Origin of the sequence: Pseudomonas sp. USTB-Z (genome assembly GCF_019691255.1) — a bacterium.
GTDB lineage: Bacteria > Pseudomonadota > Gammaproteobacteria > Pseudomonadales > Pseudomonadaceae > Aquipseudomonas > Aquipseudomonas alloputida.
On the sequence record NZ_JAECZP010000016.1, the window covers coordinates 1 to 22,067 of the forward strand.

A 22,067-nucleotide genomic window follows, 5' to 3' on the forward strand; every position below is an offset into this window, starting at 1 on the left:
CGGCCACGCTTGAGGAAAGCCTGGATGGCTGACTGCTTGAATTGTGTTGAGTACTTGCTCATGAAAACCCCCAGATGATGGACAGATGTCCAACATCTGGGGCGCAGCTCAGTCCAATGTAGGAGCGGGTTTACCCGCGAATACGGTAGCGGCGGCAGCGGCGAACGGCCGGAGGAAATTGGCCAGCAGGCCCGGCCCATTCGCGGGTGAACCCGCTCCTACAACAGCCTGTGCGCGTCCAATGTAGGAGCGGGTTTACCCGCGAATACGGTAGCGGCGGCAGCGGCGAACGGCGGGTGGAAACTGGCCAGCAGGGCCGGCCCTTTCGCGGGTGAACCCGCTCCTGCGGGGATCGCGCCAGCCCTTGAGGAACGACAGAACTGTTGCTTCTCAAGGGCTTAATAGCGGCGGTCTTCGATCACAAATGGCTTGGCTGCCGGCCTGTTGCGCACCGCCGCCGGTGTACCATCCAGCACCAGTACATAATCGTTCTGCTTTTCCATCCCCTCCGGATCGATCCATTGGTCGTCTCTGGCCGCAACCTGGGCAACCACATGGCCGTTCTTGATAATGGTCAGATAACCCTTGGCGTTACTGTTCCAGCGTAGTCGTCCTTTGTTTTCATCGGCCCGCGCCTTGCGCACGCCGGTATCACCCAGTAAAGGCGTGCCGTCCAATAGCCATTGCGGCTGCAGCTTGAGGCCCATGTGGCGCAGCACCGTGGGCGCTACCGAGGTCTGCGCAGGAAGCCCGTACAGGCCGCCGGGCCCAGGCATCTCCACAGGAATGCTCAGCTCGGTCAGTTCCTGATTCAACGGCTTGTTGCTGGCGATGAAGATACTCTTTTCCTGCTCCGAAGCGCCGCCATGGCCTTTCCCCCAATAGTCCCGGCCATGGTTGGTACTGACGAGTACCAGCCAGTCTTCCTGTGGGAACATGCGATGCCGCTGGTCTACCTTGTCCAATAGCCGCCCGATCTCGCTGTCGGCCTTGCGCAACGCCTGCGCATAGTGCTCACCATAACCCCTTTGATGGCCGATCTGGTCAGGTTCGTCCAGTTGAATGAACGTGAAGTCGGCGGGTGTGTCACCCAGGATCTGCAACGTACGCTCAATCACCTGTTCATCTGGCAAACCACTTTCGCGTACATCGGCGTCATGGGCGTCCTCCAGCAGAAATGCCGTGTTGATGGGTGACCAGTTAACGATGCTGGAGAGGTAGGCATTGGGGTAGGCCAGGCGTAGCCGCTTGAACAGGCTGGGAAACGCCGGGTTTACCCGTTGCGAGTCGTCGTCCGATTCAACGCCATGCTTGTTGCTCCACACGCCGGTCAGCAAAGTGATCCAGCCAGGGCCGCTCAACGTGAGCTGCTCGCTGGCTTTACCATTGATACCCCCGGCGTAAGCCTTGCCGTAGTAAAGCCGCTGCTTCAGGTTGGTTGCATCGCCCAGTTGCAAATACTGCTGCAGTTGCACGCCATCAAGGCCGATGAGCAAGGTCTTGGGGCGGCTCGGGTGCCGGGCCGGGTCACAGCCTGGCTGCAGGGCCAGGAACAGCAGTAACAGCAAACTCGCCATTCGCATGTGGGCGCATCCTTGAAAGCACGCAACGAGCGTTGCAACAAAGTGGCATGCCCACAACTGGCAGAAATACCAGGTGGTTTACGTCTTTGCCTGCAATCCAGTAAGCTGCAGCAATTCATCGGATGATTGGTTGAGTGGCATGAATACAGAGCTGACCAAGCGTTCCCTGGTGGAATTGGCGGTAGAGCGCATGCGCGAATGCATCGTGCTGGGCGATTGGCAGGTCGGTCAGCGCCTGCCTACCGAGCCCGAGCTTGCCTTGCAACTGGGCATTAGCCGTAACACGGTGCGTGAGGCCATGCGCGTGCTGGCGTTCAGTGGCCTGGTGGAAATTCGCCAGGGAGACGGCAGCTACCTGCGCACTGCCCAGGACCCGCTGCAGGCGGTGCACGCGATGTCCCGATGTACGCTCGAGCAGGCTCGCGAGACCCGCCATATCCTCGAGGCGGAAGCCATCGGCCTGGCGGCTTTGCGTCGTAACGATGCCGACCTGCAAGCGCTGAAGGATGCCCTGGAAGGCAGTGCCGGGCACTTTCATGGCGATGTTGATGCCTATGTCGCCTGCGATCTGGTCTTCCACCAGCGGCTGGTCGATGCCGCCCACAACCCGGCATTGAGCGAGCTGTACCGTTACTTCTCCGGGGTTGTGGCTGCCGCTCTGCAACACAATATGGCCACCGTTCCGCGCTGCCAGGCCACGTTCGACTTGCATGGGCAGATCCTCGACGCCATCGAGCAACGTGACGCTGAACGGGCCAAGCGCCTGAGCCGTACCCTAATTGAATCCTGATACCGAGAAGGCCATGGCTGAATCCATCACCCGTAATACCCCATCGAACGAGCGGGATCTCGATGAGCTGCTGATCGACGCTGAAGCTGACGACGAACAGGTCCAGCAGCAGGCTGTGGTGTTGCGGCGGCCATGGCTGTTGCTGCTGGGCCTGGTTCTGGTGGCCCTGAACCTGCGCCCGGCATTGTCGAGCATGGCGCCGGTGCTCGGCCAAGTATCTGAAGGCTTGGGGCTGAATGCTTCGCAGGCGGGCTTGCTGACCACCTTGCCGGTGCTCTGCCTGGGCCTGTTTGCTCCCTTGGCGCCAGTGCTGGCGCGGCGCTTTGGCAGCGAGCGGGTGATTCTTGGCATCCTCGTCACCCTGGCGCTTGGCCTCGTGGTACGAAGTACCGTTGGGGCTGTCGGGGTGTTCCTCGGCAGCCTGATGGCAGGGGCCAGCATCGGCATTATCGGCGTATTGTTGCCAGGTATCGTCAAGCGCGACTTTCCGCAGCACGCTGGCACGCTGACCGGTGTATACACCATGGCATTATGCCTGGGCGCGGCCATGGCCGCCGGCGCCACCGTGCCTTTGGCCCAGCATTTCGACGGCAGCTGGGCACTAGGGTTGGGCTTCTGGGTGCTGCCGGCTTTGCTGGCCATGCTGGTGTGGCTGCCACAGGCCCGTCAGGGGCATGGGCTGCACAAGGTGGCCTATCGCGTGCGAGGCTTGTGGCGTGACCCACTGGCCTGGCAGGTGACCCTGTATATGGGCCTGCAGTCATCACTGGCTTACATCGTGTTCGGTTGGTTGCCATCGATCCTGATCGGTCGCGGCCTTAGCCCTACCGAGGCAGGGCTGGTGCTGTCGGGGTCGGTAATCGTGCAGTTGATCAGCTCGCTCAGTGCCCCCTGGCTGGCCACCCGCGGCAAGGACCAGCGGCTGGCAATCGTGGTGGTCATGTCGGGTACGCTGGCGGGGCTGTTCGGTTGCCTGTATGCGCCACTTTCCGGGTTGTGGGGGTGGGCCATTGTGCTGGGCCTGGGGCAGGGCGGTACCTTTGCCCTGGCGCTGACCTTGATCGTGCTGCGCTCGAAAGATGCCCATGTGGCGGCGAACTTGTCGAGCATGGCCCAAGGGGTGGGTTATACCCTGGCCTCGATGGGGCCTTTCGCGGTGGGCCTGGTGCATGACCTGACCGGCGGCTGGGCGGCATTGGGTTGGATTTTTGCGGTACTGGGCGTTGGCGCCGTCGTGTTCGGGCTGGGTGCCGGGCGGGCACTGCAGGTGCAGGTGACCTGCGAAAAAGTCTGAAGCATGTTTTTGCAGTACCGTCCTCTTGCCTGCCAAGAGGAGGGTACTGGCATAAGCCATCGGGGCAGATTATCGTGCAGTTTTCGAACCTAGGACGGACAAGCCCACAATGAGCGATGCCAACCGCGCCCTGATTACCCGTTTCTACCAGGCTTTCCAGCGCCTGGATGCCGACGCCATGCTGGCCTGCTACAGCAACGATATCGTTTTCAGCGACCCGGTGTTCGGCACCCTGCGCGGCAAGGACGCAGGCGATATGTGGCGGATGCTCACCACCCGCGCCAAGAACTTCACCCTGACATTCGACAGCATACGTGCAGATGAGCACAGTGGCAGCGCGCACTGGGTGGCTACCTACCTGTTCAGCCAGACCGGCCGTGTTGTGGTCAACGATATCCGGGCACGCTTTGTCATGCGTGATGGGCTGATTTGCCAGCATGACGATACCTTTGACCTGTGGCGCTGGTCGCGGCAAGCGTTGGGTGTTCCTGGAATGCTGCTGGGGTGGTCGCCGCTGATGCAGAACAAGGTCCGCCTGCAGGCATTCAAGGGGTTGCGCGCATTCCAGCAGGCCCAGGGTGAGTGAAGTCGTCGAACCTGCCGTTGGTAAGCCCTGGTTTGTCTATCTGGTAAGGGCAGCCAATGGCTCGTTGTATTGCGGCATCAGCGATGACCCTCAGCGTCGGTTCGCCGCGCATCAGAAAGGGCAGGGCGCCCGCTATTTCAAGACCAGCCCGGCCCAGGCGCTGGTGTACGTGGAGCAGTGGCCGGACAAGGGCGCGGCGCTGCGCCAGGAGCGGTTGGTGAAGCGGCTGCGCAAGTCAGCGAAGGAGGCACTGGTGGCCTCCTTTGGCGGCTTGGGGGAAATCAGTCCTTGCGGCGCTTCAGCTGATCCACCAAGGTTGTCGGCAGCCCCTTGATGATCAAGGTCCCCGCCGCTTCGTCATACTCCACCTTGTCCCCCAGCAGATGCGCCTCGAAGCTGATCGACAGCCCCTCGGCACGCCCGGTGAAACGGCGGAACTGGTTGAGGGTGCGTTTGTCCGCCGGGATTTCCGGCGACAGGCCGTAGTCCTTGTTGCGGATGTGGTCGTAGAACGCTTTGGGGCGGTCCTCGTCGATCAGGCTGGACAGCTCTTCGAGCGTCACTGGCTCGCCCAGCTTGGTCTGGGTGGTGGCGTACTCGACCAGGGTCTGGGTCTTTTCGCGGGCGGATTCTTCCGGCAGGTCTTCGCTTTCGACGAAATCGCTGAAGGCCTTGAGCAGGGTGCGCGTTTCGCCCGGGCCGTCGACGCCTTCCTGGCAGCCGATGAAGTCGCGGAAGTAATCCGACACCTTCTTGCCGTTCTTGCCCTTGATGAACGAAATATACTGCTTGGAGTTCTGGTTGTTCTTCCACTCCGACAGGTTGATGCGTGCTGCCAGGTGCAGCTGGCCAAGGTCGAGATGACGGGAAGGGGTCACGTCGAGCTCGGCATTCACCGCCACGCCTTCGCTATGGTGCAGCAGGGCGATCGCCAGGTACTCGGTCATGCCTTGCTGATAGTGGGCAAACAGGATGTGGCCGCCGGTGGACAGGTTGGACTCTTCCATCAGCTTCTGCAGATGCTCGACAGCCACGCGGCTGAAGGCGGTGAAGTCCTTTTCCCCCTCCAGGTACTGCTTCAGCCAGCCGCTCAGCGGGTAGGCGCCCGATTCGCCGTGGAAAAAGCCCCAGGCCTTGCCTTGCTTGGCGTTGTAGCTGTCATTGAGGTCGGCCAGGAGGTTTTCGATGGCATCGGAGGCAGCCAGTTCGGAGTCGCGAGCATGCAGCACGGCGGGGCTGCCATCGGGCTTTTTGTCGATCAGGTGAACGATGCAATGACGGATTGGCATGGAATTCTCGGCGAGCTGCAAAAGTTGCCAAGTTTAACCTAGACCTGAGGTGATGCAGTGGCCGTATGTTGGCAGATATGTCGGTTGTTCGTTTTTTGTTCAATTTTGTGTGTTTTCAGCTGAAACCCCCGAAAAACCTGCATTTAATCAAAGTGCGAAGCGGATATTTATCCATTCATGTGGTAGTTTTGCGCGGTCTTGCGCCCCTCGTGTGCGCATTGCTGGCAGCATGCTGTCGTCGTGTCGAACCAAACGCCGATTTTCGTATCTACATACGCAATTGGCGCGGCCCTCCATTTCAAGGGGCTGGCCCGATAACGTCGTAGTCCGCTGCATAACCATCGAATTTGATAGGGAAGGAACACCACCATGGCATTGACCAAAGACCAACTGATTGCCGACATCGCCGAATCGATCGCCGCGCCAAAAGCCACCGCCAAGAACGCTCTGGAACAACTGGGCCAGATCGTTGCCGACCAACTGGAAAACGGCGCTGAAATCACTCTGCCAGGCATCGGCAAGCTGAAAGTCTCCGAGCGTCCTGCCCGTACCGGCCGCAACCCTTCGACTGGCGCTGCCATCGAAATCGCTGCCAAGAAAGTCGTCAAGTTCGTTCCAGCCAAAGTGCTGACCGACGCTATCAACAAGTAATTGTTGTTTTGACGAAACCGCGCCCGGCTTGCCCGGGCGCGGTTTTTTCATGCCTGTGATTTACGCTGGGCGTGCCAGGCCTGGCGTGCAGCGTCGTCATGGAAGCTCCAGGCGACCATGCGGCTCTGTTTCTGACCCTGGCCCATCTCGATGATGCGCACGGCCTTGGCGCCGGACTTCTTCAACGCGGCCTCGATGCCAGGCAGGTTGCTGGCCTTGGACACCAGGCTGGTGAACCACAGCACCCGTTCGGCGTACTGCACGCTTTCGCCAATCAACTGGGTGACAAAGCGGATTTCTCCGCCTTCGCACCACAGTTCATTGTTCTGGCCACCGAAGTTCAGCACCGGCAGCTTGCGTTTGGGGTCCTGCTTGCCGAGGTTCTTCCATTTGCGCTGGCTGCCGCGGGTGGCTTCGTCGCGTGAGGCATGGAAGGGCGGGTTGCACAGGGTCAGGTCAAAGCGTTCGCCCTCCTGCAGCAGGCCGCTGAGGATGTGCGCTCGGTTGGCCTGCTGGCGCAGGGTAATGGCTTTGCCCAGGCCATTGGCCTGGACGATAGCCTTGGCCGAGGCCAGAGCCACGGGGTCGATGTCTGAACCGAGGAAGCGCCAGCGGTAGTCGCTGTGGCCCAGCAGTGGATAGATGCAGTTGGCCCCTACGCCGACGTCCAGCGCGCGCACTTGGGTGCCCCTTGGGACGTCACCAGCATTGTCATCGGCCAGCAGATCGGCGGCTACGTGGATGTAGTCGGCACGGCCAGGAATGGGCGGGCACAGGTAATCGGCTGGGATGTCCCAGTGCTGGATGCCGTACTGGGCCTTGAGCAGTGCACGGTTGAACACGCGGACGGCTTCGGGGTTGGCAAAATCGATGCTGGGCTTGCCGTGGGGGTTGGTGATGGTGAAACGGGCCAGGTCAGGGTGGGCCTTGATCAGGCTGGGGAAGTCGTAGCGACCCTGGTGGCGGTTGCGCGGGTGCAGGGTGGGTTTGTTCGGGGTCATGGCAGTGTCCAGCCCTATACGAGCGGTGGCTTGAAGAACCTGGGGCTGCTACGCAGCCCTTTCGCGACACAAGGCCGCTCCCACAGGGTGGTGGCGCCTTGAAGGTTGGCGCCGTCCTGTGGGAGCGGCCTTGTGTCGCGAAAGGGCCGTGCAGCGGCCCCAACGGTCTCTCTAGTGATTACAGCGCTGCAATCCGCGCATGCTGCTCGGTGAAGTTGGCCAGGGCCTGTTCGGACTCGGCCAGCTTGGCGCGTTCCTTCTCGATCACCGCAGGCGGGGCCTTGTCGACGAAGGCTGCGTTGGACAGCTTGCCGCCAACACGTTGCACTTCACCTTGCAGACGCTGGATTTCCTTGTTCAGGCGCGCCAGCTCGGCATCCTTGTCGATCAGCCCGGCCATTGGCACCAGCACTTGCAGGTCACCGACCAGGGCGGTAGCGGACAGCGGCGCTTCGTCGGCATCACCCAGTACGGTGAACGACTCGACCTTGGCCAGCTTCTTCAGCAGCGCTTCGTTTTCCTGCAGGCGGCGCTGGTCGTCGGCGTTGGCGTTCTTCAGGAACAGCGGCAGCGGCTTGCCGGGGCCGATGTTCATTTCGGCGCGAATATTACGCAGGCCGACCATCAACTCTTTCAGCCACTCGATGTCGCCTTCGGCGGCGGCGTCAATGCGCGCTTCGTTGGCCACTGGCCATGGCTGCAGCATGATGGTCTTGCCGTCGATGCCGGCCAGCGGCGCAATGCGCTGCCAGATTTCTTCGGTGATGAACGGCATGAACGGATGCGCAAGACGCAGTGCCACTTCCAGCACGCGCACCAAGGTGCGGCGGGTGCCACGGGCGCGCTCTACCGGGGCGTTTTCGTCCCACAGTACCGGTTTGGACAGCTCCAGGTACCAGTCGCAGTACTGGTTCCAGATGAACTCGTACAGCGCCTGGCTGGCCAGGTCGAAGCGGAACTGCTCCAGCTGGCGGGTTACTTCGGCTTCGGTACGCTGAAGTTGCGAGATGATCCAGCGGTCTGCCAGCGACAGCTCGTAGGCTTCGCCGTTCTGGCCGCAGTCTTCACCCTTGTCCAGCACGTAGCGGGCAGCGTTCCAGATCTTGTTGCAGAAGTTGCGGTAGCCTTCGACGCGGCCCATGTCGAACTTGATGTCGCGGCCTGTCGAGGCCAGCGAGCAGAAGGTGAAGCGCAGGGCGTCGGTGCCGTAGCTGGCAATACCTTCGGGGAACTCGGCCTTGGTCTGCTTGGCGATCTTCTCGGCAAGCTTGGGCTGCATCATGCCGCTGGTGCGTTTTTCCAGCAGGGCGTCGAGGGTGATGCCGTCGACGATGTCCAGCGGGTCCAGCACGTTGCCCTTGGACTTGGACATCTTCTGGCCCTGGCCGTCACGTACCAGGCCGTGCACGTACACGGTCTTGAACGGTACCTGCGGGGTGCCGTCTTCGTTCTTGATCAGGTGCATGGTCAGCATGATCATGCGCGCAACCCAGAAGAAGATGATGTCGAAGCCAGTCACCAGCACGTCGGTGGAGTGGAACTTCTTGAGGAATTCGGTCTGTTCCGGCCAGCCCAGGGTGGAGAATGTCCACAGGCCCGAGCTGAACCAGGTGTCGAGTACGTCGTCATCCTGACGCAGGACCACGTCGGCGCCCAGCTTGTGCTTGGCGCGCACTTCTTCCTCGTTGCGGCCAACGTAGACCTGGCCGGCCTCGTCGTACCACGCAGGAATGCGGTGGCCCCACCACAGTTGGCGGCTGATGCACCAGTCCTGGATATCGCGCATCCAGGAGAAGTACATGTTCTCGTATTGCTTGGGCACGAACTGGATGCGGCCATCTTCCACGGCGGCGATGGCAGGCTCTGCCAGCGGCTTGGTGGAAACGTACCACTGGTCGGTCAGCCACGGCTCGATGACCGTGCCGGAACGGTCGCCTTTCGGCACTTTCAGGGCGTGGTCGTCGATGCTGACCAGCAGGCCCTGGGCGTCCAGGTCGGCGACGATCTGCTTGCGCGCGACAAAGCGGTCAAGGTTGGCGTACTGGGCCGGCAGTTGGGTGTCGACCTGCTCGTTAACGCTGCCGTCGAGGTTGAAGGCCTGGGCGCTGGCCAGCACGAAGGCGTTCTTGTCGAAGATGTTCAGCAGCGGCAGGTTGTGGCGCTTGCCGACTTCGTAGTCGTTGAAGTCGTGGGCCGGGGTGATCTTCACGCAACCGGTACCGAACTCGGGGTCGCAGTAGTCATCGGCGATGATCGGGATGCGGCGGCCGACCAATGGCAGTTCGACGAATTTGCCGATCAGTGCCTGGTAGCGTTCGTCGTTCGGGTTGACTGCTACGGCAGCGTCACCCAGCAGGGTTTCCGGACGCGTGGTGGCAACTACCAGGTAGTCCTGGCCTTCGGCAGTCTTGGCGCCGTCGGCCAGTGGGTAGCGCAGGTTCCACAGGTGGCCTTTCTCGTCGTGGTTTTCCACTTCGAGGTCGGAGATGGCCGTGTGCAGCTTGGTGTCCCAGTTGACCAGGCGCTTGCCGCGGTAGATAAGGCCGTCTTCATGCAGGCGCACGAACGCTTCTTTAACCGCTTCGGAGAGGCCGTCGTCCATGGTGAAGCGCTCGCGGCTCCAGTCTACCGATGAGCCCAGGCGGCGAATCTGGCGGCTGATGTTGCCGCCGGACTGATCCTTCCATTCCCAGACTTTTTCCAGGAACTTTTCGCGGCCCAGGTCATGACGGTTCTGGCCTTTGGCTTCAAGTTGGCGCTCGACCAGCATCTGCGTGGCGATACCCGCGTGATCGGTACCCGGCTGCCACAGGGTGTCGCGGCCTTGCATGCGGCGGAAACGGATCAGGGCGTCCATGATCGCGTTGTTGAACCCGTGGCCCATGTGCAGGCTGCCGGTTACGTTCGGCGGCGGGATCATGATGGTGTAGGACTCGCCTGCACCTTGTGGAGCGAAATAGTTCTCGGACTCCCAGGTGTTGTACCAGGAAGTTTCGATTGCGTGCGGCTGGTAGGTCTTATCCATGCGCGGCGGGACCCTGTGCATTTATTCGGGAAAGCCGGGAAGTATAACCAAGCTGGGGGCCGCAGGCGACAAGCTGCTGACAACTGTCGGAACAGAGTCGCCTGCTTCGCGGGCAAGTCCGCTCTTACGGGCAAAGCGCAGGCTCAGAACCTGTGGGAGTGGGCGCGCCCGCGAAGCAGTCGACACCGTTGCCCGGGTCTACTCGGAACGCTTGATCAGCCGCTCGATCCGCGCATCCAGCCGGCGCTTGATTTCGTTCTCGATATGCGGGGTAAAGTCGTTGATCACGTCCTGCATGATCATCTGCGCTGCGGCGCGCAGCTCGCTTTCCAGGTGCAGCAGGGTGTCCTGGCGGCGGGTCTGCGGGTCGTCCTCGGGTTCGGCAGCTACAGGTTCGGCGGGCGCCGCGGGGTCGCTGGCGGCTTCGTCCAGCAGCAACGGAATCTGCTCTACCGTCTCGGTGAGCAGCGGCGGTTGCAGGTCGGCGTCGCCAAGCAGCTGACGGATCGACTCGAGGTCATCGAGCAGATGGGCGGAATCGGGCAAAGGGGAGGGCTTGTCCATCGTCGTCAAAGTCGCTGTAAGCGGTGGTCTTGCAGAGCATAGCCCTGTTCACGGTAGAAACGGAATCGCTCACGGGCTGATTGGCGGATAGCCGGCTCTTCAACAACGATTTCGGCGACCCGCTCGAACTGCCCGACAAAGCCCGGCACGCTGGCGCCGAGGTTGATCAGCAGGCCGTGGTGCTCGCCGGCGTTGTCAGCCAGGCCCAGAACCACGCCAGCATCGGCATGCACCTCGGCGAGGTCGTGGGGCACGAAGGCCTCGCCCTTGAAGCGCCACAAGCGTTGGTCCAGTTCACTGCGCTGTTCTGCATCCTGGCAGTGCAGATAGACCCGGTGGCCAAGGCGCCAGGCCTTCTCGCACAGCTTGCAGGCGAAATCGAGCCGCGCCGACAGCGAGTCGGTTGGCAGAATGTAGAAGTCGACTTTGCTCATGGTGGGAATCGCCGGCCGGTGGCGCGCAAGGCACCACCGGCTTCACGGCTTCAGGCGCCAGCGCGGTCCAGCAGGTACTGGGTCAGCAGAGGTACCGGGCGGCCAGTGGCGCCTTTGTCCTTGCCGCCACTGACCCAGGCGGTACCGGCAATGTCCATGTGCGCCCAGTTGTAGGCTTTGGCGAAGCGCGACAGGAAGCAACCCGCGGTGATCGTACCGGCCTTCGGCCCACCGATGTTGCCCATGTCGGCGAACGGGCTGTCCAGCTGCTCTTGGTATTCATCGAACAGCGGCAGCTGCCAGGCACGGTCGTCGGCGCGCTTGCCGGCATCGAGCAACTGCCCGACCAGGTCGTCGTTATTGCCCATCAGGCCGGAGGTGTGGCTGCCCAGGGCGACGATGCAGGCGCCGGTCAGGGTGGCGATGTCGATCACTGCCTGCGGCTTGAAGCGCTCGGCGTAGGTCAGGGTGTCGCACAGCACCAGGCGGCCTTCAGCGTCGGTGTTGAGGATTTCCACGGTCTGACCGCTCATGGTGGTGACGATGTCACCTGGGCGGGTGGCGCCGCCGCTTGGCATGTTCTCGGCGCAGGCCAGCAGGCACACCAGGTTGATCGGCAGTTGCAGCTCGAGCACTGCACGCAGGGTGCCGAACACGCTGGCGGCGCCGCACATGTCGTACTTCATTTCATCCATGCCGGCGCCTGGCTTGAGGCTGATGCCACCGGTGTCGAAGGTAATGCCTTTACCCACCAGCACGAATGGCTTGTCGGCCTTTTTGCCGCCCTGGTAATTGAGCACGATCAGGCGTGGCGGCTGGTCGCTGCCCTGGCCCACGGCGTAGAACGCGCCCATGCCCAGGTCCTTGATCTTTTTCTCGTCCAGCACTTCAACCTTGAGGGCCTTGTGCGCCTTGCCCAGTTCCTTGGCCTGTTCGGCCAGGAAGCTTGGGTGGCAAAGGTTGGGTGGCAGGTTGCCGAGGTCACGGGTGAAGGCCATGCCGCTGGCGATGGCGCTGGCATGCTTGACCGCACGCTCGACTTCGGCCTGTCCGGCTTTGTCGGCCAGCAGGGTGACCTTTTTCAGCGCACGCGGCTCGGCTTTCTGGCTTTTGAATCGGTCGAACACATATTCGCCGTCCAGCAGGGTTTCGGCCAGCAGGCGGTATTTGCCGTAATGGGCGTCGCGGTTGCTGACTGCGATATCGTCCAGGGCCAGTACTGCGTCAGTGCCGTTCAGGCCCTTGAGCACGCCAGCGACACTGGCCACCAGTTTGCGCCAGGCACGGTCGCCCAAGGCTTCTTCCTTGCCGCTGCCCACCAGCAGCACGCGCTCGGCCTTCAGGCCCGGGAGGTTCTGTAGCAGCAGGGTCTGGCCCGGCTTGCCGGCCAGGTCGCCGCGCTTGAGCACGGCGCTGATGGCGCCTTCGCTGGCCTGGTCGACAGCCTTGGCAACAGCGCCGAGCTTGCGGTTTTCACCTACCGGAAGGACCAGTGTGGCGGTTTTTACGGATGCAGCAGCTACGCTTTTTACAACCAGTTCCATGTCAGGATCCCCGAATGATCGATACGAATGGCGCTGTGTGTTCCAGCGCTCTGGACGGGCCTGGCCGCGTCGTCGCGCACCAGCGGAAAAGCTGCCAGTTTGAGCCTGTGGCAAGCGTGCTGACAACCCCGTTGTGCACCTTCGTACGCGGCCAAGTGACAGGGGCGGTCAATCACAGGATAATGCGCGCACTTTACATGGAGGTTCGCCTTTGGCGAACCGGCATTGGTCTTGGATGTACTAAGTCATTGTTTGGCGCCATTGCATGGCAGTCCGCCCTGACAACCCAGGAGTGTCTGGTTTGATCGTCTTTCGTTATCTGTCCCGCGAGGTCCTGGTCACCTTGAGCGCCGTCAGCGCTGTGCTGTTGGTGATCATCATGAGCGGGCGCTTCATCAAGTACCTGGCCCAGGCTGCCCAGGGCGTGCTCGACCCTGGCGTGTTGTTCCTGATCATGGGCTTCCGCTTGCCAGGCTTCCTGCAACTGATCCTGCCTCTGGGGCTGTTCCTCGGCATCCTCCTGGCTTACGGGCGCCTGTACCTGGAAAGTGAGATGACCGTGCTGTCGGCCACTGGCATGAGCCAGCAGCGCCTGCTGGGCATGACCATGGCGCCGGCTGCCCTGGTTGCCCTGCTGGTGGCCTGGCTGAGCCTGAGCCTGGCCCCGCTGGGCGTGGCCCAGGTGCAGCAGATCATCAGCCAGCAGGATGCCCTGACCGAGTTCGACACCTTGGTCCCGGGCCGCTTCCAGACCTTGCGTGATGGCTCGCGGGTAACCTATACCGAGCAACTGTCGGATGACCGCATCAACCTGGGCGGGGTGTTCATCTCCGAGAAGCGCTTCAACCAAGACAAGACCAAGGATCGCGCCCCGTCGGTGCTGGTCGCCGAGAAAGGCCACCAGGAAATCCAGGCCGACGGCAACCGCTATCTGGTGCTGGAAAACGGTTACCGCTACGACGGCAACCCGGGCCAGGCCGACTACCGCGCCATCAAGTACGACACCTACGGTGTGCTGCTGCCCAAGCCGGAAGTCGCCGAGGAAGTGACCGAGCGCGAAGCGCTTCCCACCTCCGAACTGATCGGCAAGGAGGGCCTGCGTGAGCGCGCCGAGCTGCAATGGCGGCTGTCGCTGCCGATCCTGGTGTTCGTCGTCACCCTGCTGGCGGTGCCACTGTCGCGGGTCAACCCGCGCCAGGGCCGTTTCCTCAAGCTGCTGCCGGCAATTCTTCTGTACATGGCCTACCTGACAATGCTGATTTCCGTACGCGGCGCCCTCGAGAAGGGCAAACTGCCGATCGCCCTGGGCATGTGGTGGGTCCACGGCCTGTTCCTGCTGATCGGCCTTGGCCTGATGTACTGGGAGCCGCTGCGCCTCAAACGTGCCGCCCGCCGTGCGGAGGTGGCCCATGGCTAAGCTCGATCGCTACATCGGCCAGAGCGTGCTGCTGGCCATCCTGGCCGTGCTGGGGATCATCCTCGGCCTGGCTTCGCTTTTCGCCTTCATCGATGAGATGGGCGACCTGAGTGACACCTACACGGTGATGGAAGCAGGCAACTTTGTCCTGCTTACCGCACCTCGGCGGCTGTATGAAATGCTGCCAATGGCCGCCCTGATCGGTTGCCTGATCGGCCTGGGCAGTCTGGCCAGCAGCAGCGAGCTGACCATCATGCGTGCGGCCGGCGTGTCCATCGGCCGTATCGTCTGGGCGGTGATGAAACCCATGCTGGTGCTGATGCTGGTGGGGCTGCTGATTGGCGAATATGTGGCACCGGTGACCGAGAACAAGGCCCAGGCCGACCGTTCCCTGGCCCAGGGTGGTGGTGAAGCACAAAGCTCAAAACGTGGCATGTGGCACCGCCAGGGCGAGGAGTACGTGCACATCAACGCCGTACAGCCCGATGGCCTGCTGCTGGGCGTGACCCGCTACCGCTTCGACAGCGAGCGCAAGATTGTCACCTCGAGCTTTGCCCGCCGTGCGCAGTACCAGAACGATCACTGGCTGCTCGCTGATGTGCGTACCACCTATTTCCGTGGCGACCACACCGAGGTGGTCAACGCGCCGGAGGAGCGCTGGGATGTTTCGCTCACCCCAGAGCTGCTCAATACCGTGATCCTCGCGCCGGAGTCGCTTTCGATTACCGGCTTGTGGGACTACATCCACTACCTGTCTGACCAGGGCCTGAACAACTCCCGATACTGGCTGGCATTCTGGACCAAGGTGCTGCAGCCCATGGTAACGGCGGCCCTGGTGCTGATGGCGATCTCGTTCATCTTTGGCCCGCTGCGTTCGGTTACCCTTGGTCAGCGCGTGTTCACGGGTGTGCTGGTGGGCTTCGTGTTTCGCATTGGCCAGGACCTGCTCGGGCCTTCGAGCCAGGTATTCGGCTTCCCGCCGCTGCTGGCGGTGGTGATACCGGCGGGCATCTGTGCCTTGGCCGGTGTGTGGTTGTTGCGCCGGGCAGGGTAATAGCCAGAGCTGCACAAGAAAGCCGACCTCAGGGTCGGCTTTTTCATGGGTGTTTATCTGGCCCGGCCCGTTCGCGGGTAAACCCGCGCCTACAGGTATCGCGCAGGCATCAGGAAAGGGCCCGAACCGGCAACGCCAATCCTCTGGCTCATTTCTTCTGTTTAGGTACCCGCACCAGCTGGCTTTCCGAATAGATGTCATGCCAACCACGCTTGCGCTTGTCGATCAGCACCCAGAAAAAACCCAGCCCCAGGCACAGCCACGAGGCAATCGACACGACGAACCGCAAGAGCGCCTGCCACAGGCTGATGGCCGAGCCATCGGCATTCTGCACCCGAACGCCCCATACCTGCATACCCAGCGTCTGCCCACCGTGGGTCCAGAACTTGGCAAAGAAGCCGAACAGGGCAAACAGCAGTACCGTAGACAGCAATGGGTCGCCATCCAGTGCACCGGCCTCGGTCAGCTCGCGCATACGTGCTTCGCCGATGATCGACATCTGAATTATCTTGTAGGCGCCGGCGGTCACGATCAGCAGCGCGGTGCACAGTAGAAAGTCATAGAACATCGCTGCCAGGCGCCGGCCCAGGCCGACCGGCGGAAAATCACCCTGGGGTGTGAGCAGAGGCTTGGACATGCAGGACAGCTCCAGAAGACGAGCCTGCTATTCTACGGGCAAAAAAAAACCCCTGCACTTGGCAGGGGCTTTTCAAAGTCTGGCGCTGGATCAGACAGGTTGAACCTTGTCAGCCTGCATGCCTTTCTGGCCCTGAACTGCTTCAAAGGTAACCTTCTGGCCTTCTTTCAGGCTTTTGAAGCCGCTACCTTCGATAGCGCGGAAGTGCACGAACAGATCCGGACCGCTTTCTGGGGTGATGAAGCCGTAACCTTTTTCGTCATTGAACCACTTGACGGTACCGTTCTGACGCTCAGCCATTGTCTTATTTCCTATGAAGCTTAAATTTTGATGACAGTTTCTTTCGCACTTTTTTGTAAGCGAAAGATTACTGGGCTGGGTTGCAGGAAGTAAGAGACGTCGAACGGGTTGTAGCAAATCTCGGCTACTGGCCCAGGTCACGAACTGTTGCGACCCATGCAAACACAGTGCAGTGACTCTACGCCAACTCCCGAGCGAAAAACAAGCCCTTGGTCGTATGGAAAACTGGCCGCTTGCCGATAACCGACCGATTTGTCGGAAACGGCATGGCGCCTGGCCTGGCGCCATGTTCAAAAGTTATTGGGCAGGTTCGAAAACGAATATGTCGACGCTGCCCAAAACCTTCACAAAGCTGTTTCAGCCACGGTAGTAACGTGGTGTCACGAAAGGCATTTTGCTGACTTTCAAGGCCACCTTCTTTCCACGCACCACGGCAAACAGCTCGGTGTCGAGTGCAGCATGTTCACTATCGATATAACCCATTGCGACAGGTGCGGCGAGTGTCGGGCCAAAGCCCCCGCTGCACACTTTACCTACGGGTTTATCGTTTGCGTCGACAATGTCCGCACCTTCACGAACAGGCGTACGCTCCTGCGGCAACAGGCCGACACGTTTGCGCGCAACACCATCGCGCACGTGGGCGAAGATCGCCTCGGCACCGGGGAAGCCGGCAGCGCGTGCACCCTCGGCACGGCGCACCTTGGAAATTGCCCACAGCAGGCTGGCTTCGATCGGCGTAGTCTCGCTGTTCATGTCGTGGCCATACAGGCACAGGCCAGCTTCCAGGCGCAGCGAGTCGCGTGCGCCCAAGCCGATCGGCTGTACTTCCGGCTCGGCCAGCAGGCGGCGGGCCAGGGCGTCGGCAGCGTTGACCGGTACCGAGATCTCGTAGCCGTCTTCGCCGGTGTAGCCCGAGCGGCTGACGAAGCAGTCCACCTCCAGCAGTGTTACTCGGCGGAACTGCATGAAGGTCATGCCGGCCACTTCTGGGGCCAGGCGTTCCAGCACCTTGACTGCAGCCGGGCCTTGCAGGGCGAGCAGGGCGCGCTCCTCGAACAGCGGCTGCACCTCGCAACGGTTGCCAATGTGGGATTGCAGGTGAGCCAGGTCCTGTTCCTTGCAGGCGGCGTTGACTACCAGGAACAGGGTGTCCTCGCCCAGGTTGGCAACCATCAGGTCGTCGAGAATGCCGCCTTGCTCATTGGTGAACATGGCATAGCGCTGCATGCCCATCGGCAGGTCGATGATGTCCACCGGTACCAGGCTTTCCAGCGCCTTGGCGGCGTCAGCGCCACGCAGAATGATCTGGCCCATGTGCGAGACGTCGAACAGGCCGGCCTGCTCGCGGGTGTGCAGGTGTTCCTTGAGCACGCCCAGCGGGTACTGCACCGGCATGTCGTAGCCGGCGAACGGCACCATGCGTGCACCCAGTTCCAGGTGCAAGGCATGCAGTGGGGTCTTGAGCAGTGTTTCGGACATCGATGACTCCTTGCTGTCATTGTTGGGTCAACATTCGATGATGTTGACGGCCAGGCCGCCACGGGCGGTCTCTTTGTATTTGCTTTTCATATCGGCGCCGGTCTGGCGCATGGTGCGGATGACCTTGTCCAGCGACACGTAGTGCTGCCCGTCGCCGCGCAGGGCCATGCGTACCGCGTTGATGGCCTTCACCGAGCCCATGGCATTGCGCTCGATACAGGGCACCTGTACGAGGCCGCCGATCGGGTCGCAGGTCAGGCCGAGGTTGTGTTCCATGCCTATTTCGGCTGCGTTCTCCACCTGCTGCACGCTACCGCCCATCACTTCGCACAGCGCCCCGGCGGCCATCGAGCAGGCAACGCCGACCTCGCCCTGGCAGCCCACTTCGGCCCCGGAGATGGAGGCGTTTTCCTTGTACAGGATGCCGATGGCTGCGGCGGTGAGCAGAAAGCGCACCACCCCGTCCTCGCTGGCACCGGGGACGAAGCGCATGTAGTAGTGAAGGACTGCCGGGACGATGCCCGCTGCACCGTTGGTAGGGGCGGTGACCACACGACCGCCGTAGGCGTTTTCCTCGTTCACCGCCAAGGCGTAGAGGTTGACCCAGTCGAGCACTGACAGGGCATCACGCAGGCTGGCTTCCGGGTGGCCGCTCAGTTGGCGGTACAGGGCCGGCGCGCGGCGTTTGACCTTGAGCCCTCCCGGTAATATGCCCTCATGCTGGCAACCTGCCGCGACGCAATCTTGCATCACCTGCCAGATGCGCAGCAGCCCGGCTCGGGTTTCTGCTTCAGGGCGCCAGGCGGTCTCGTTGGCCAGCATGACCTGGCTCACCGACAGGTCATGCGCGGTGCAGTGGCCGAGGAGCGCCTTGGCGGTCTTGAACGGATAGGCCAGCACCGTGGTGTCTTCGACGATGCGGTCATGGCCGGCAGCGTCCTCGTCGACCACGAAACCACCGCCTACCGAGTAATACTCGCGGCTTCGGATTTGCAGGCCTGCGTCGTCGAAGGCGCGGAATATCATGCCGTTGGGGTGGTAGTCCAACGGCTTGCGGATCATCGCCAGGTGCTGCTTTTCGATGAACGCAATGCTGTGTTCGCCCAGCAGGTTGATGCGTCCGCTGTCGCGGATGACCTGCAGGCGGGCGGGAATGCTGTCGGTGTCGATAATGTCCGGGTGTTCGCCTTCAAGGCCCAGCAGCACGGCTTTGTCACTGCCGTGGCCTTTGCCTGTGGCGCCCAGTGAGCCATACAGCTCGGCTTTGACGCTGGCGGTGCGGGCCAGCAGGCCGTCACGGCGCAGCCCTTCGGCAAACCGCGCAGCGGCGCGCATCGGGCCGACCGTGTGGGAGCTGGAGGGGCCGATGCCGATCTTGAACAGGTCGAAGACGCTCAGTGACATGTTGACCTCCTGCCAGTTTGTTGGGCGGACGTTGAGCCCTGTAGGCGCGGGTTTACCCGCGAATGCGGCGGTATAGCCACCCTCGCATTCGCGGGTGAACCCGCGCCTACACAGCGCCCGCCACCCAAGCCAGGTGGCGGGGAGGGGCTATCAGGCGTCCTGATAGCTCTCGATCGACGGGCAGGCGCACACCAGGTTGCGGTCGCCGAACACGTTGTCGACCCGGCCGACCGGCGGCCAGTACTTGCCTTCCACCAGGCTCGCCAGGGGGTATACCGCCTGCTCGCGGCTGTAGCCATGGGTCCATTCGCCAACCAGCTCAGCCGCAGTGTGCGGTGCGTTTTTCAGCGGGTTGTCGTCCTTGTCCAGGCTACCGTCCTCCACCGCGCGGATTTCTTCGCGGATCTGGATCATCGCGTTGCAGAAGCGGTCCAGTTCTTCTTTGGACTCGCTTTCGGTCGGTTCGATCATCAGCGTGCCAGCCACTGGGAAGGACATGGTCGGGGCGTGGAAGCCAAAGTCGATCAACCGCTTGGCCACGTCGTCGACACTGATGCCGCTGGTGTCCTTCAGTGGGCGCAGGTCGAGAATGCACTCGTGAGCCACCAGGCCGTTACCGCCGGTATACAGAACAGGATAGTGCTCTTCCAGGCGGCGGGCGATGTAGTTGGCGTTGAGGATTGCCATCTGCGAGGCACGTTTGAGGCCGGCACCGCCCATCATGCGGATATACATCCATGTGATCGGCAGGATGCTGGCGCTACCGAACGGCGCAGCGCATACCGCGCCTTGGGTGTTTTCCAGCTGTGCATGGCCTGGCAGGAACGGCGCCAGGTGCGACTTGACGCCAATCGGGCCTACGCCCGGGCCACCACCACCGTGCGGGATGCAGAAGGTCTTGTGCAGGTTCAGGTGGGAAACGTCGCCGCCGAACTTGCCGGGTGCGCACAGTCCGACCATGGCGTTCATGTTGGCGCCGTCGATGTACACCTGGCCACCGTTGTCGTGGATGATCGCGCAGATTTCGCCGATCGCTTCCTCGAACACGCCGTGGGTCGACGGGTAGGTGATCATGATTGCGGCCAGGCGCTCGCGGTGCTCGATGGCTTTGGCGCGCAGGTCCTCGACATCGACGTTGCCACGGGCGTCACAGGCGGTAACCACGACACGCATGCCAGCCATGTGTGCGGTGGCCGGGTTGGTGCCATGGGCCGACGACGGGATCAGGCAGATATCGCGGTGGCCTTCACCCCGGCTGCGGTGGTAGGCGCGGATCGCCAACAGCCCGGCGTATTCGCCCTGCGAGCCGGCGTTGGGCTGCAGCGATACGGCATCATAGCCAGTGGCCGCGCACAGCATGGCCTCCAGTTCGGTGGTCATCTGCAGGTAGCCCTGGCTCTGCTCGGCCGGGGCGAATGGGTGCAGGTTGCCGAACTCGGCCCAGGTGACCGGGATCATCTCGCTGGCGGCGTTCAGCTTCATGGTGCACGAGCCCAGCGGAATCATGCTGCGGTCCAGCGCCAGGTCCTTGTCGGCCAGGCGGCGCAAGTAGCGCATCAGCTCGGTTTCGCTGTGGTAGCGGTTGAACACCGGGTGTTCGAGGATGGCCGACTGGCGCAGCAGGGCGGCAGGCAGCAGGGAACCGGTGCTGGCTACCAGTGCGGTGAAATCAGGCTGTGCCTGCTCGCCACCCAACAGCTGCCACAGCGATTCGACGTCAGCCTGAGTGCTGGTTTCGTCCAGAGACAGGCCCACATGGGCGGCATCGATCTGGCGCAGGTTGATGCCCTGGGCGCGTGCCTTGTCATGCAGGCTGGCGGTGGCAGTGCCGGTGGCCAGGGTCAGGGTATCGAAGGCGCTGGCGCCCACCACTTGTACGCCCAGCGCCTTCAGGCCGGCGGCGAGGATCGCGGTCAGGGCATGGGTGCGCTCGGCAATGCGCTTGAGGCCGGCAGGGCCGTGGTACACGGCGAACATGCTGGCGATGTTGGCCAGCAGCACCTGGGCGGTGCAGATGTTGCTGGTGGCCTTTTCGCGGCGGATGTGCTGCTCGCGGGTCTGCATGGCCAGACGCAGGGCGGTTTTGCCGAAGCGGTCGATCGACACGCCGACCAAGCGGCCAGGCATGTCGCGCTTGAACGCGTCACGGGTGGCGAAGTAAGCCGCGTGCGGGCCACCGAAGCCCAGCGGCACGCCGAAGCGCTGGGCGCTGCCGATGGCCACGTCGGCGTCGAACTCGCCCGGTGGGGTCAGCAGGGTCAGGGCCAGCAGGTCTGCCGCTACGGCGACCAGGGCGTTGGCCGCGTGGAAGCGCTGCACGACCTCACGGTAGTCGAACACTTCACCGTTGCTGGCCGGGTATTGCAGCAGGGCGCCGAAGAAGGCGCTGACGTCGCCCAACTCGCGTTCGTCGCCAACCACAACCTCGATACCCAACGGCTCGGCACGGGTGCGCAGCACGTCGAGGGTTTGCGGGTGACAATGCACGGAGGCGAAGAAGGCATGGCTGGATTTGTTCTTCGACAGGCGCTTGCAGAAGGTCATGGCCTCGGCCGCAGCAGTGGCTTCGTCGAGCAAGGAGGCGTTGGCGATCGGCAGGCCGGTGAGGTCGCTGATCAGGGTCTGGAAGTTCAGCAGCGCTTCCAGGCGGCCTTGGGAAATTTCTGGCTGATACGGGGTGTAGGCGGTGTACCAGGCCGGGTTTTCCAGCAGGTTGCGCAGGATCGGTGCCGGGGTGTGGGTGTTGTAGTAGCCCTGGCCGATGTAGCTTTTGAACAGCTGGTTCTTGCCGGCGATGGCCTTGAGTGCGGCGAGTGCGTCGGCCTCGCTCTTGCCGTCGTGCGAGCCAAGCACGCTGGTGCCTTTGATGCTGTCGGGGATGACCGCAGCGGTCATGGCGTCCAGCGAGTCGAAGCCCAGTGCAGTGAGCATGGCCTGTTCGTCAGCGGCGCGCGGGCCTATGTGACGGGCGATGAATTCGTTGGCGGTGCCGAGGTTGATGGTCATGGCGGGATT

The 22,067-nt window shown here is 62.3% G+C and carries 19 protein-coding genes; 7 read left to right on the forward strand and 12 right to left on the reverse strand.

The genetic code is table 11. The features are described 5' to 3' along the window. Positions 1-398: 398 nt before the first annotated feature. A complete protein-coding gene (locus tag I8746_RS18305; protein WP_014755444.1) occupies positions 399-1,583 on the reverse strand; it encodes an alkaline phosphatase family protein in 1,185 nt (394 codons plus the stop codon). Positions 1,584-1,722: 139 nt separating this feature from the next. Here I8746_RS18305 and I8746_RS18310 point away from each other — a divergent pair, with 139 nt between their 5' ends. The 4 genes from I8746_RS18310 to I8746_RS18325 all read left to right on the forward strand — a co-directional run bounded on the left by I8746_RS18310 (position 1,723) and on the right by I8746_RS18325 (position 4,587). Next, positions 1,723-2,373, forward strand: a complete 651-nt coding sequence (locus I8746_RS18310; RefSeq protein WP_004575660.1) for a FadR/GntR family transcriptional regulator — start codon at positions 1,723-1,725, stop codon at positions 2,371-2,373. 13 nt (positions 2,374-2,386) lie between these two features. Beyond that, a complete protein-coding gene (locus I8746_RS18315; RefSeq protein ID WP_017148121.1) occupies positions 2,387-3,667 on the forward strand; it encodes an MFS transporter in 1,281 nt (426 codons plus the stop codon). A 109-nt stretch (positions 3,668-3,776) separates the two neighbouring features. Continuing rightward, on the forward strand, positions 3,777-4,253 hold the full coding sequence (locus I8746_RS18320; RefSeq protein ID WP_014755447.1) for a nuclear transport factor 2 family protein: 477 nt from the start codon (positions 3,777-3,779) through the stop codon (positions 4,251-4,253). Then, a complete protein-coding gene (locus I8746_RS18325; RefSeq protein ID WP_003255109.1) occupies positions 4,246-4,587 on the forward strand; it encodes a GIY-YIG nuclease family protein in 342 nt (113 codons plus the stop codon). The genes I8746_RS18320 and I8746_RS18325 overlap by 8 nt, the downstream gene beginning before the upstream one ends. On the opposite strand, the gene yejK is transcribed toward I8746_RS18325, so the two are convergent. Next, complete coding sequence (yejK, locus tag I8746_RS18330) at positions 4,535-5,542, reverse strand: nucleoid-associated protein YejK (protein WP_012051324.1); 1,008 nt, start codon at positions 5,540-5,542, stop codon at positions 4,535-4,537. The genes I8746_RS18325 and yejK overlap by 53 nt on opposite strands. 369 nt (positions 5,543-5,911) lie before the next feature. On the opposite strand from yejK, the gene I8746_RS18335 reads away from it, so the two are divergent. Next, positions 5,912-6,193, forward strand: a complete 282-nt coding sequence (locus tag I8746_RS18335) for an HU family DNA-binding protein (protein ID WP_003255106.1) — start codon at positions 5,912-5,914, stop codon at positions 6,191-6,193. 47 nt (positions 6,194-6,240) lie between these two features. On the opposite strand, the gene rlmF is transcribed toward I8746_RS18335, so the two are convergent. The 5 genes from rlmF to I8746_RS18360 form a co-directional block, all read right to left on the reverse strand. Further along, a complete protein-coding gene (rlmF, locus tag I8746_RS18340) occupies positions 6,241-7,194 on the reverse strand; it encodes a 23S rRNA (adenine(1618)-N(6))-methyltransferase RlmF (RefSeq protein ID WP_012051325.1) in 954 nt (317 codons plus the stop codon). A 178-nt stretch (positions 7,195-7,372) separates the two neighbouring features. Continuing rightward, positions 7,373-10,219, reverse strand: coding sequence for a valine--tRNA ligase (locus tag I8746_RS18345; protein WP_003255103.1), 2,847 nt, complete (start codon positions 10,217-10,219; stop codon positions 7,373-7,375). A gap of 198 nt (positions 10,220-10,417) precedes the next feature. Beyond that, the gene (locus tag I8746_RS18350; RefSeq protein ID WP_003255102.1) at positions 10,418-10,783 is read right to left on the reverse strand and encodes a hypothetical protein; all 366 of its coding nucleotides are present in this window, start codon (positions 10,781-10,783) and stop codon (positions 10,418-10,420) included. A 5-nt stretch (positions 10,784-10,788) separates the two neighbouring features. Then, a complete protein-coding gene (locus tag I8746_RS18355) occupies positions 10,789-11,217 on the reverse strand; it encodes a DNA polymerase III subunit chi (protein WP_014755450.1) in 429 nt (142 codons plus the stop codon). A 50-nt stretch (positions 11,218-11,267) separates the two neighbouring features. Continuing rightward, a complete protein-coding gene (locus I8746_RS18360) occupies positions 11,268-12,761 on the reverse strand; it encodes a leucyl aminopeptidase (RefSeq protein WP_161773537.1) in 1,494 nt (497 codons plus the stop codon). Between the two features lie 301 nt (positions 12,762-13,062). Here I8746_RS18360 and lptF point away from each other — a divergent pair, with 301 nt between their 5' ends. Together lptF and lptG are read left to right on the forward strand one after the other, a co-directional pair. Continuing rightward, a complete protein-coding gene (gene lptF / locus I8746_RS18365) occupies positions 13,063-14,178 on the forward strand; it encodes an LPS export ABC transporter permease LptF (RefSeq protein WP_004575655.1) in 1,116 nt (371 codons plus the stop codon). Next, positions 14,171-15,232, forward strand: a complete 1,062-nt coding sequence (gene lptG / locus I8746_RS18370) for an LPS export ABC transporter permease LptG (RefSeq protein ID WP_010952171.1) — start codon at positions 14,171-14,173, stop codon at positions 15,230-15,232. The genes lptF and lptG overlap by 8 nt, the downstream gene beginning before the upstream one ends. Before the next feature lie 148 nt (positions 15,233-15,380). On the opposite strand, the gene I8746_RS18375 is transcribed toward lptG, so the two are convergent. The 5 genes from I8746_RS18375 to gcvP form a co-directional block, all read right to left on the reverse strand. Further along, on the reverse strand, positions 15,381-15,869 hold the full coding sequence (locus I8746_RS18375) for an RDD family protein (RefSeq protein WP_012051329.1): 489 nt from the start codon (positions 15,867-15,869) through the stop codon (positions 15,381-15,383). A gap of 90 nt (positions 15,870-15,959) precedes the next feature. Beyond that, positions 15,960-16,169: a cold-shock protein gene (locus tag I8746_RS18380; RefSeq protein WP_003255093.1), complete on the reverse strand. Its 210-nt coding sequence runs from the start codon at positions 16,167-16,169 to the stop codon at positions 15,960-15,962. A gap of 357 nt (positions 16,170-16,526) precedes the next feature. Next, positions 16,527-17,648 carry a glycine cleavage system aminomethyltransferase GcvT gene (gene gcvT, locus I8746_RS18385; RefSeq protein WP_221100917.1) on the reverse strand — a complete coding sequence of 374 codons (1,122 nt, stop codon included), beginning with the start codon at positions 17,646-17,648 and terminating at the stop codon, positions 16,527-16,529. A gap of 27 nt (positions 17,649-17,675) precedes the next feature. Beyond that, positions 17,676-19,052, reverse strand: coding sequence for an L-serine ammonia-lyase (locus tag I8746_RS18390; RefSeq protein ID WP_004575653.1), 1,377 nt, complete (start codon positions 19,050-19,052; stop codon positions 17,676-17,678). A 150-nt stretch (positions 19,053-19,202) separates the two neighbouring features. Next, positions 19,203-22,058: an aminomethyl-transferring glycine dehydrogenase gene (gene gcvP, locus I8746_RS18395; RefSeq protein ID WP_221100918.1), complete on the reverse strand. Its 2,856-nt coding sequence runs from the start codon at positions 22,056-22,058 to the stop codon at positions 19,203-19,205. Between the last annotated feature and the right edge of the window lie 9 nt (positions 22,059-22,067).

Bases quoted from the DNA above. Each gene is read 5' to 3' on its own strand.
- I8746_RS18305 (WP_014755444.1), bottom strand. From the start codon at position 1,583: ATGCGAATGGCGAGTTTGCTGTTACTGCTGTTCCTGGCCCTGCAGCCA.
- I8746_RS18310 (WP_004575660.1), top strand. From the start codon at position 1,723: ATGAATACAGAGCTGACCAAGCGTTCCCTGGTGGAATTGGCGGTAGAG.
- I8746_RS18315 (WP_017148121.1), top strand. From the start codon at position 2,387: ATGGCTGAATCCATCACCCGTAATACCCCATCGAACGAGCGGGATCTC.
- I8746_RS18320 (WP_014755447.1), top strand. From the start codon at position 3,777: ATGAGCGATGCCAACCGCGCCCTGATTACCCGTTTCTACCAGGCTTTC.
- yejK (WP_012051324.1), bottom strand. From the start codon at position 5,542: ATGCCAATCCGTCATTGCATCGTTCACCTGATCGACAAAAAGCCCGAT.
- I8746_RS18335 (WP_003255106.1), top strand. From the start codon at position 5,912: ATGGCATTGACCAAAGACCAACTGATTGCCGACATCGCCGAATCGATC.
- rlmF (WP_012051325.1), bottom strand. From the start codon at position 7,194: ATGACCCCGAACAAACCCACCCTGCACCCGCGCAACCGCCACCAGGGT.
- I8746_RS18345 (WP_003255103.1), bottom strand. From the start codon at position 10,219: ATGGATAAGACCTACCAGCCGCACGCAATCGAAACTTCCTGGTACAAC.
- I8746_RS18350 (WP_003255102.1), bottom strand. From the start codon at position 10,783: ATGGACAAGCCCTCCCCTTTGCCCGATTCCGCCCATCTGCTCGATGAC.
- I8746_RS18355 (WP_014755450.1), bottom strand. From the start codon at position 11,217: ATGAGCAAAGTCGACTTCTACATTCTGCCAACCGACTCGCTGTCGGCG.
- I8746_RS18360 (WP_161773537.1), bottom strand. From the start codon at position 12,761: ATGGAACTGGTTGTAAAAAGCGTAGCTGCTGCATCCGTAAAAACCGCC.
- lptG (WP_010952171.1), top strand. From the start codon at position 14,171: ATGGCTAAGCTCGATCGCTACATCGGCCAGAGCGTGCTGCTGGCCATC.
- I8746_RS18375 (WP_012051329.1), bottom strand. From the start codon at position 15,869: ATGTCCAAGCCTCTGCTCACACCCCAGGGTGATTTTCCGCCGGTCGGC.
- I8746_RS18380 (WP_003255093.1), bottom strand. From the start codon at position 16,169: ATGGCTGAGCGTCAGAACGGTACCGTCAAGTGGTTCAATGACGAAAAA.
- gcvT (WP_221100917.1), bottom strand. From the start codon at position 17,648: ATGTCCGAAACACTGCTCAAGACCCCACTGCATGCCTTGCACCTGGAA.
- I8746_RS18390 (WP_004575653.1), bottom strand. From the start codon at position 19,052: ATGTCACTGAGCGTCTTCGACCTGTTCAAGATCGGCATCGGCCCCTCC.
- gcvP (WP_221100918.1), bottom strand. From the start codon at position 22,058: ATGACCATCAACCTCGGCACCGCCAACGAATTCATCGCCCGTCACATA.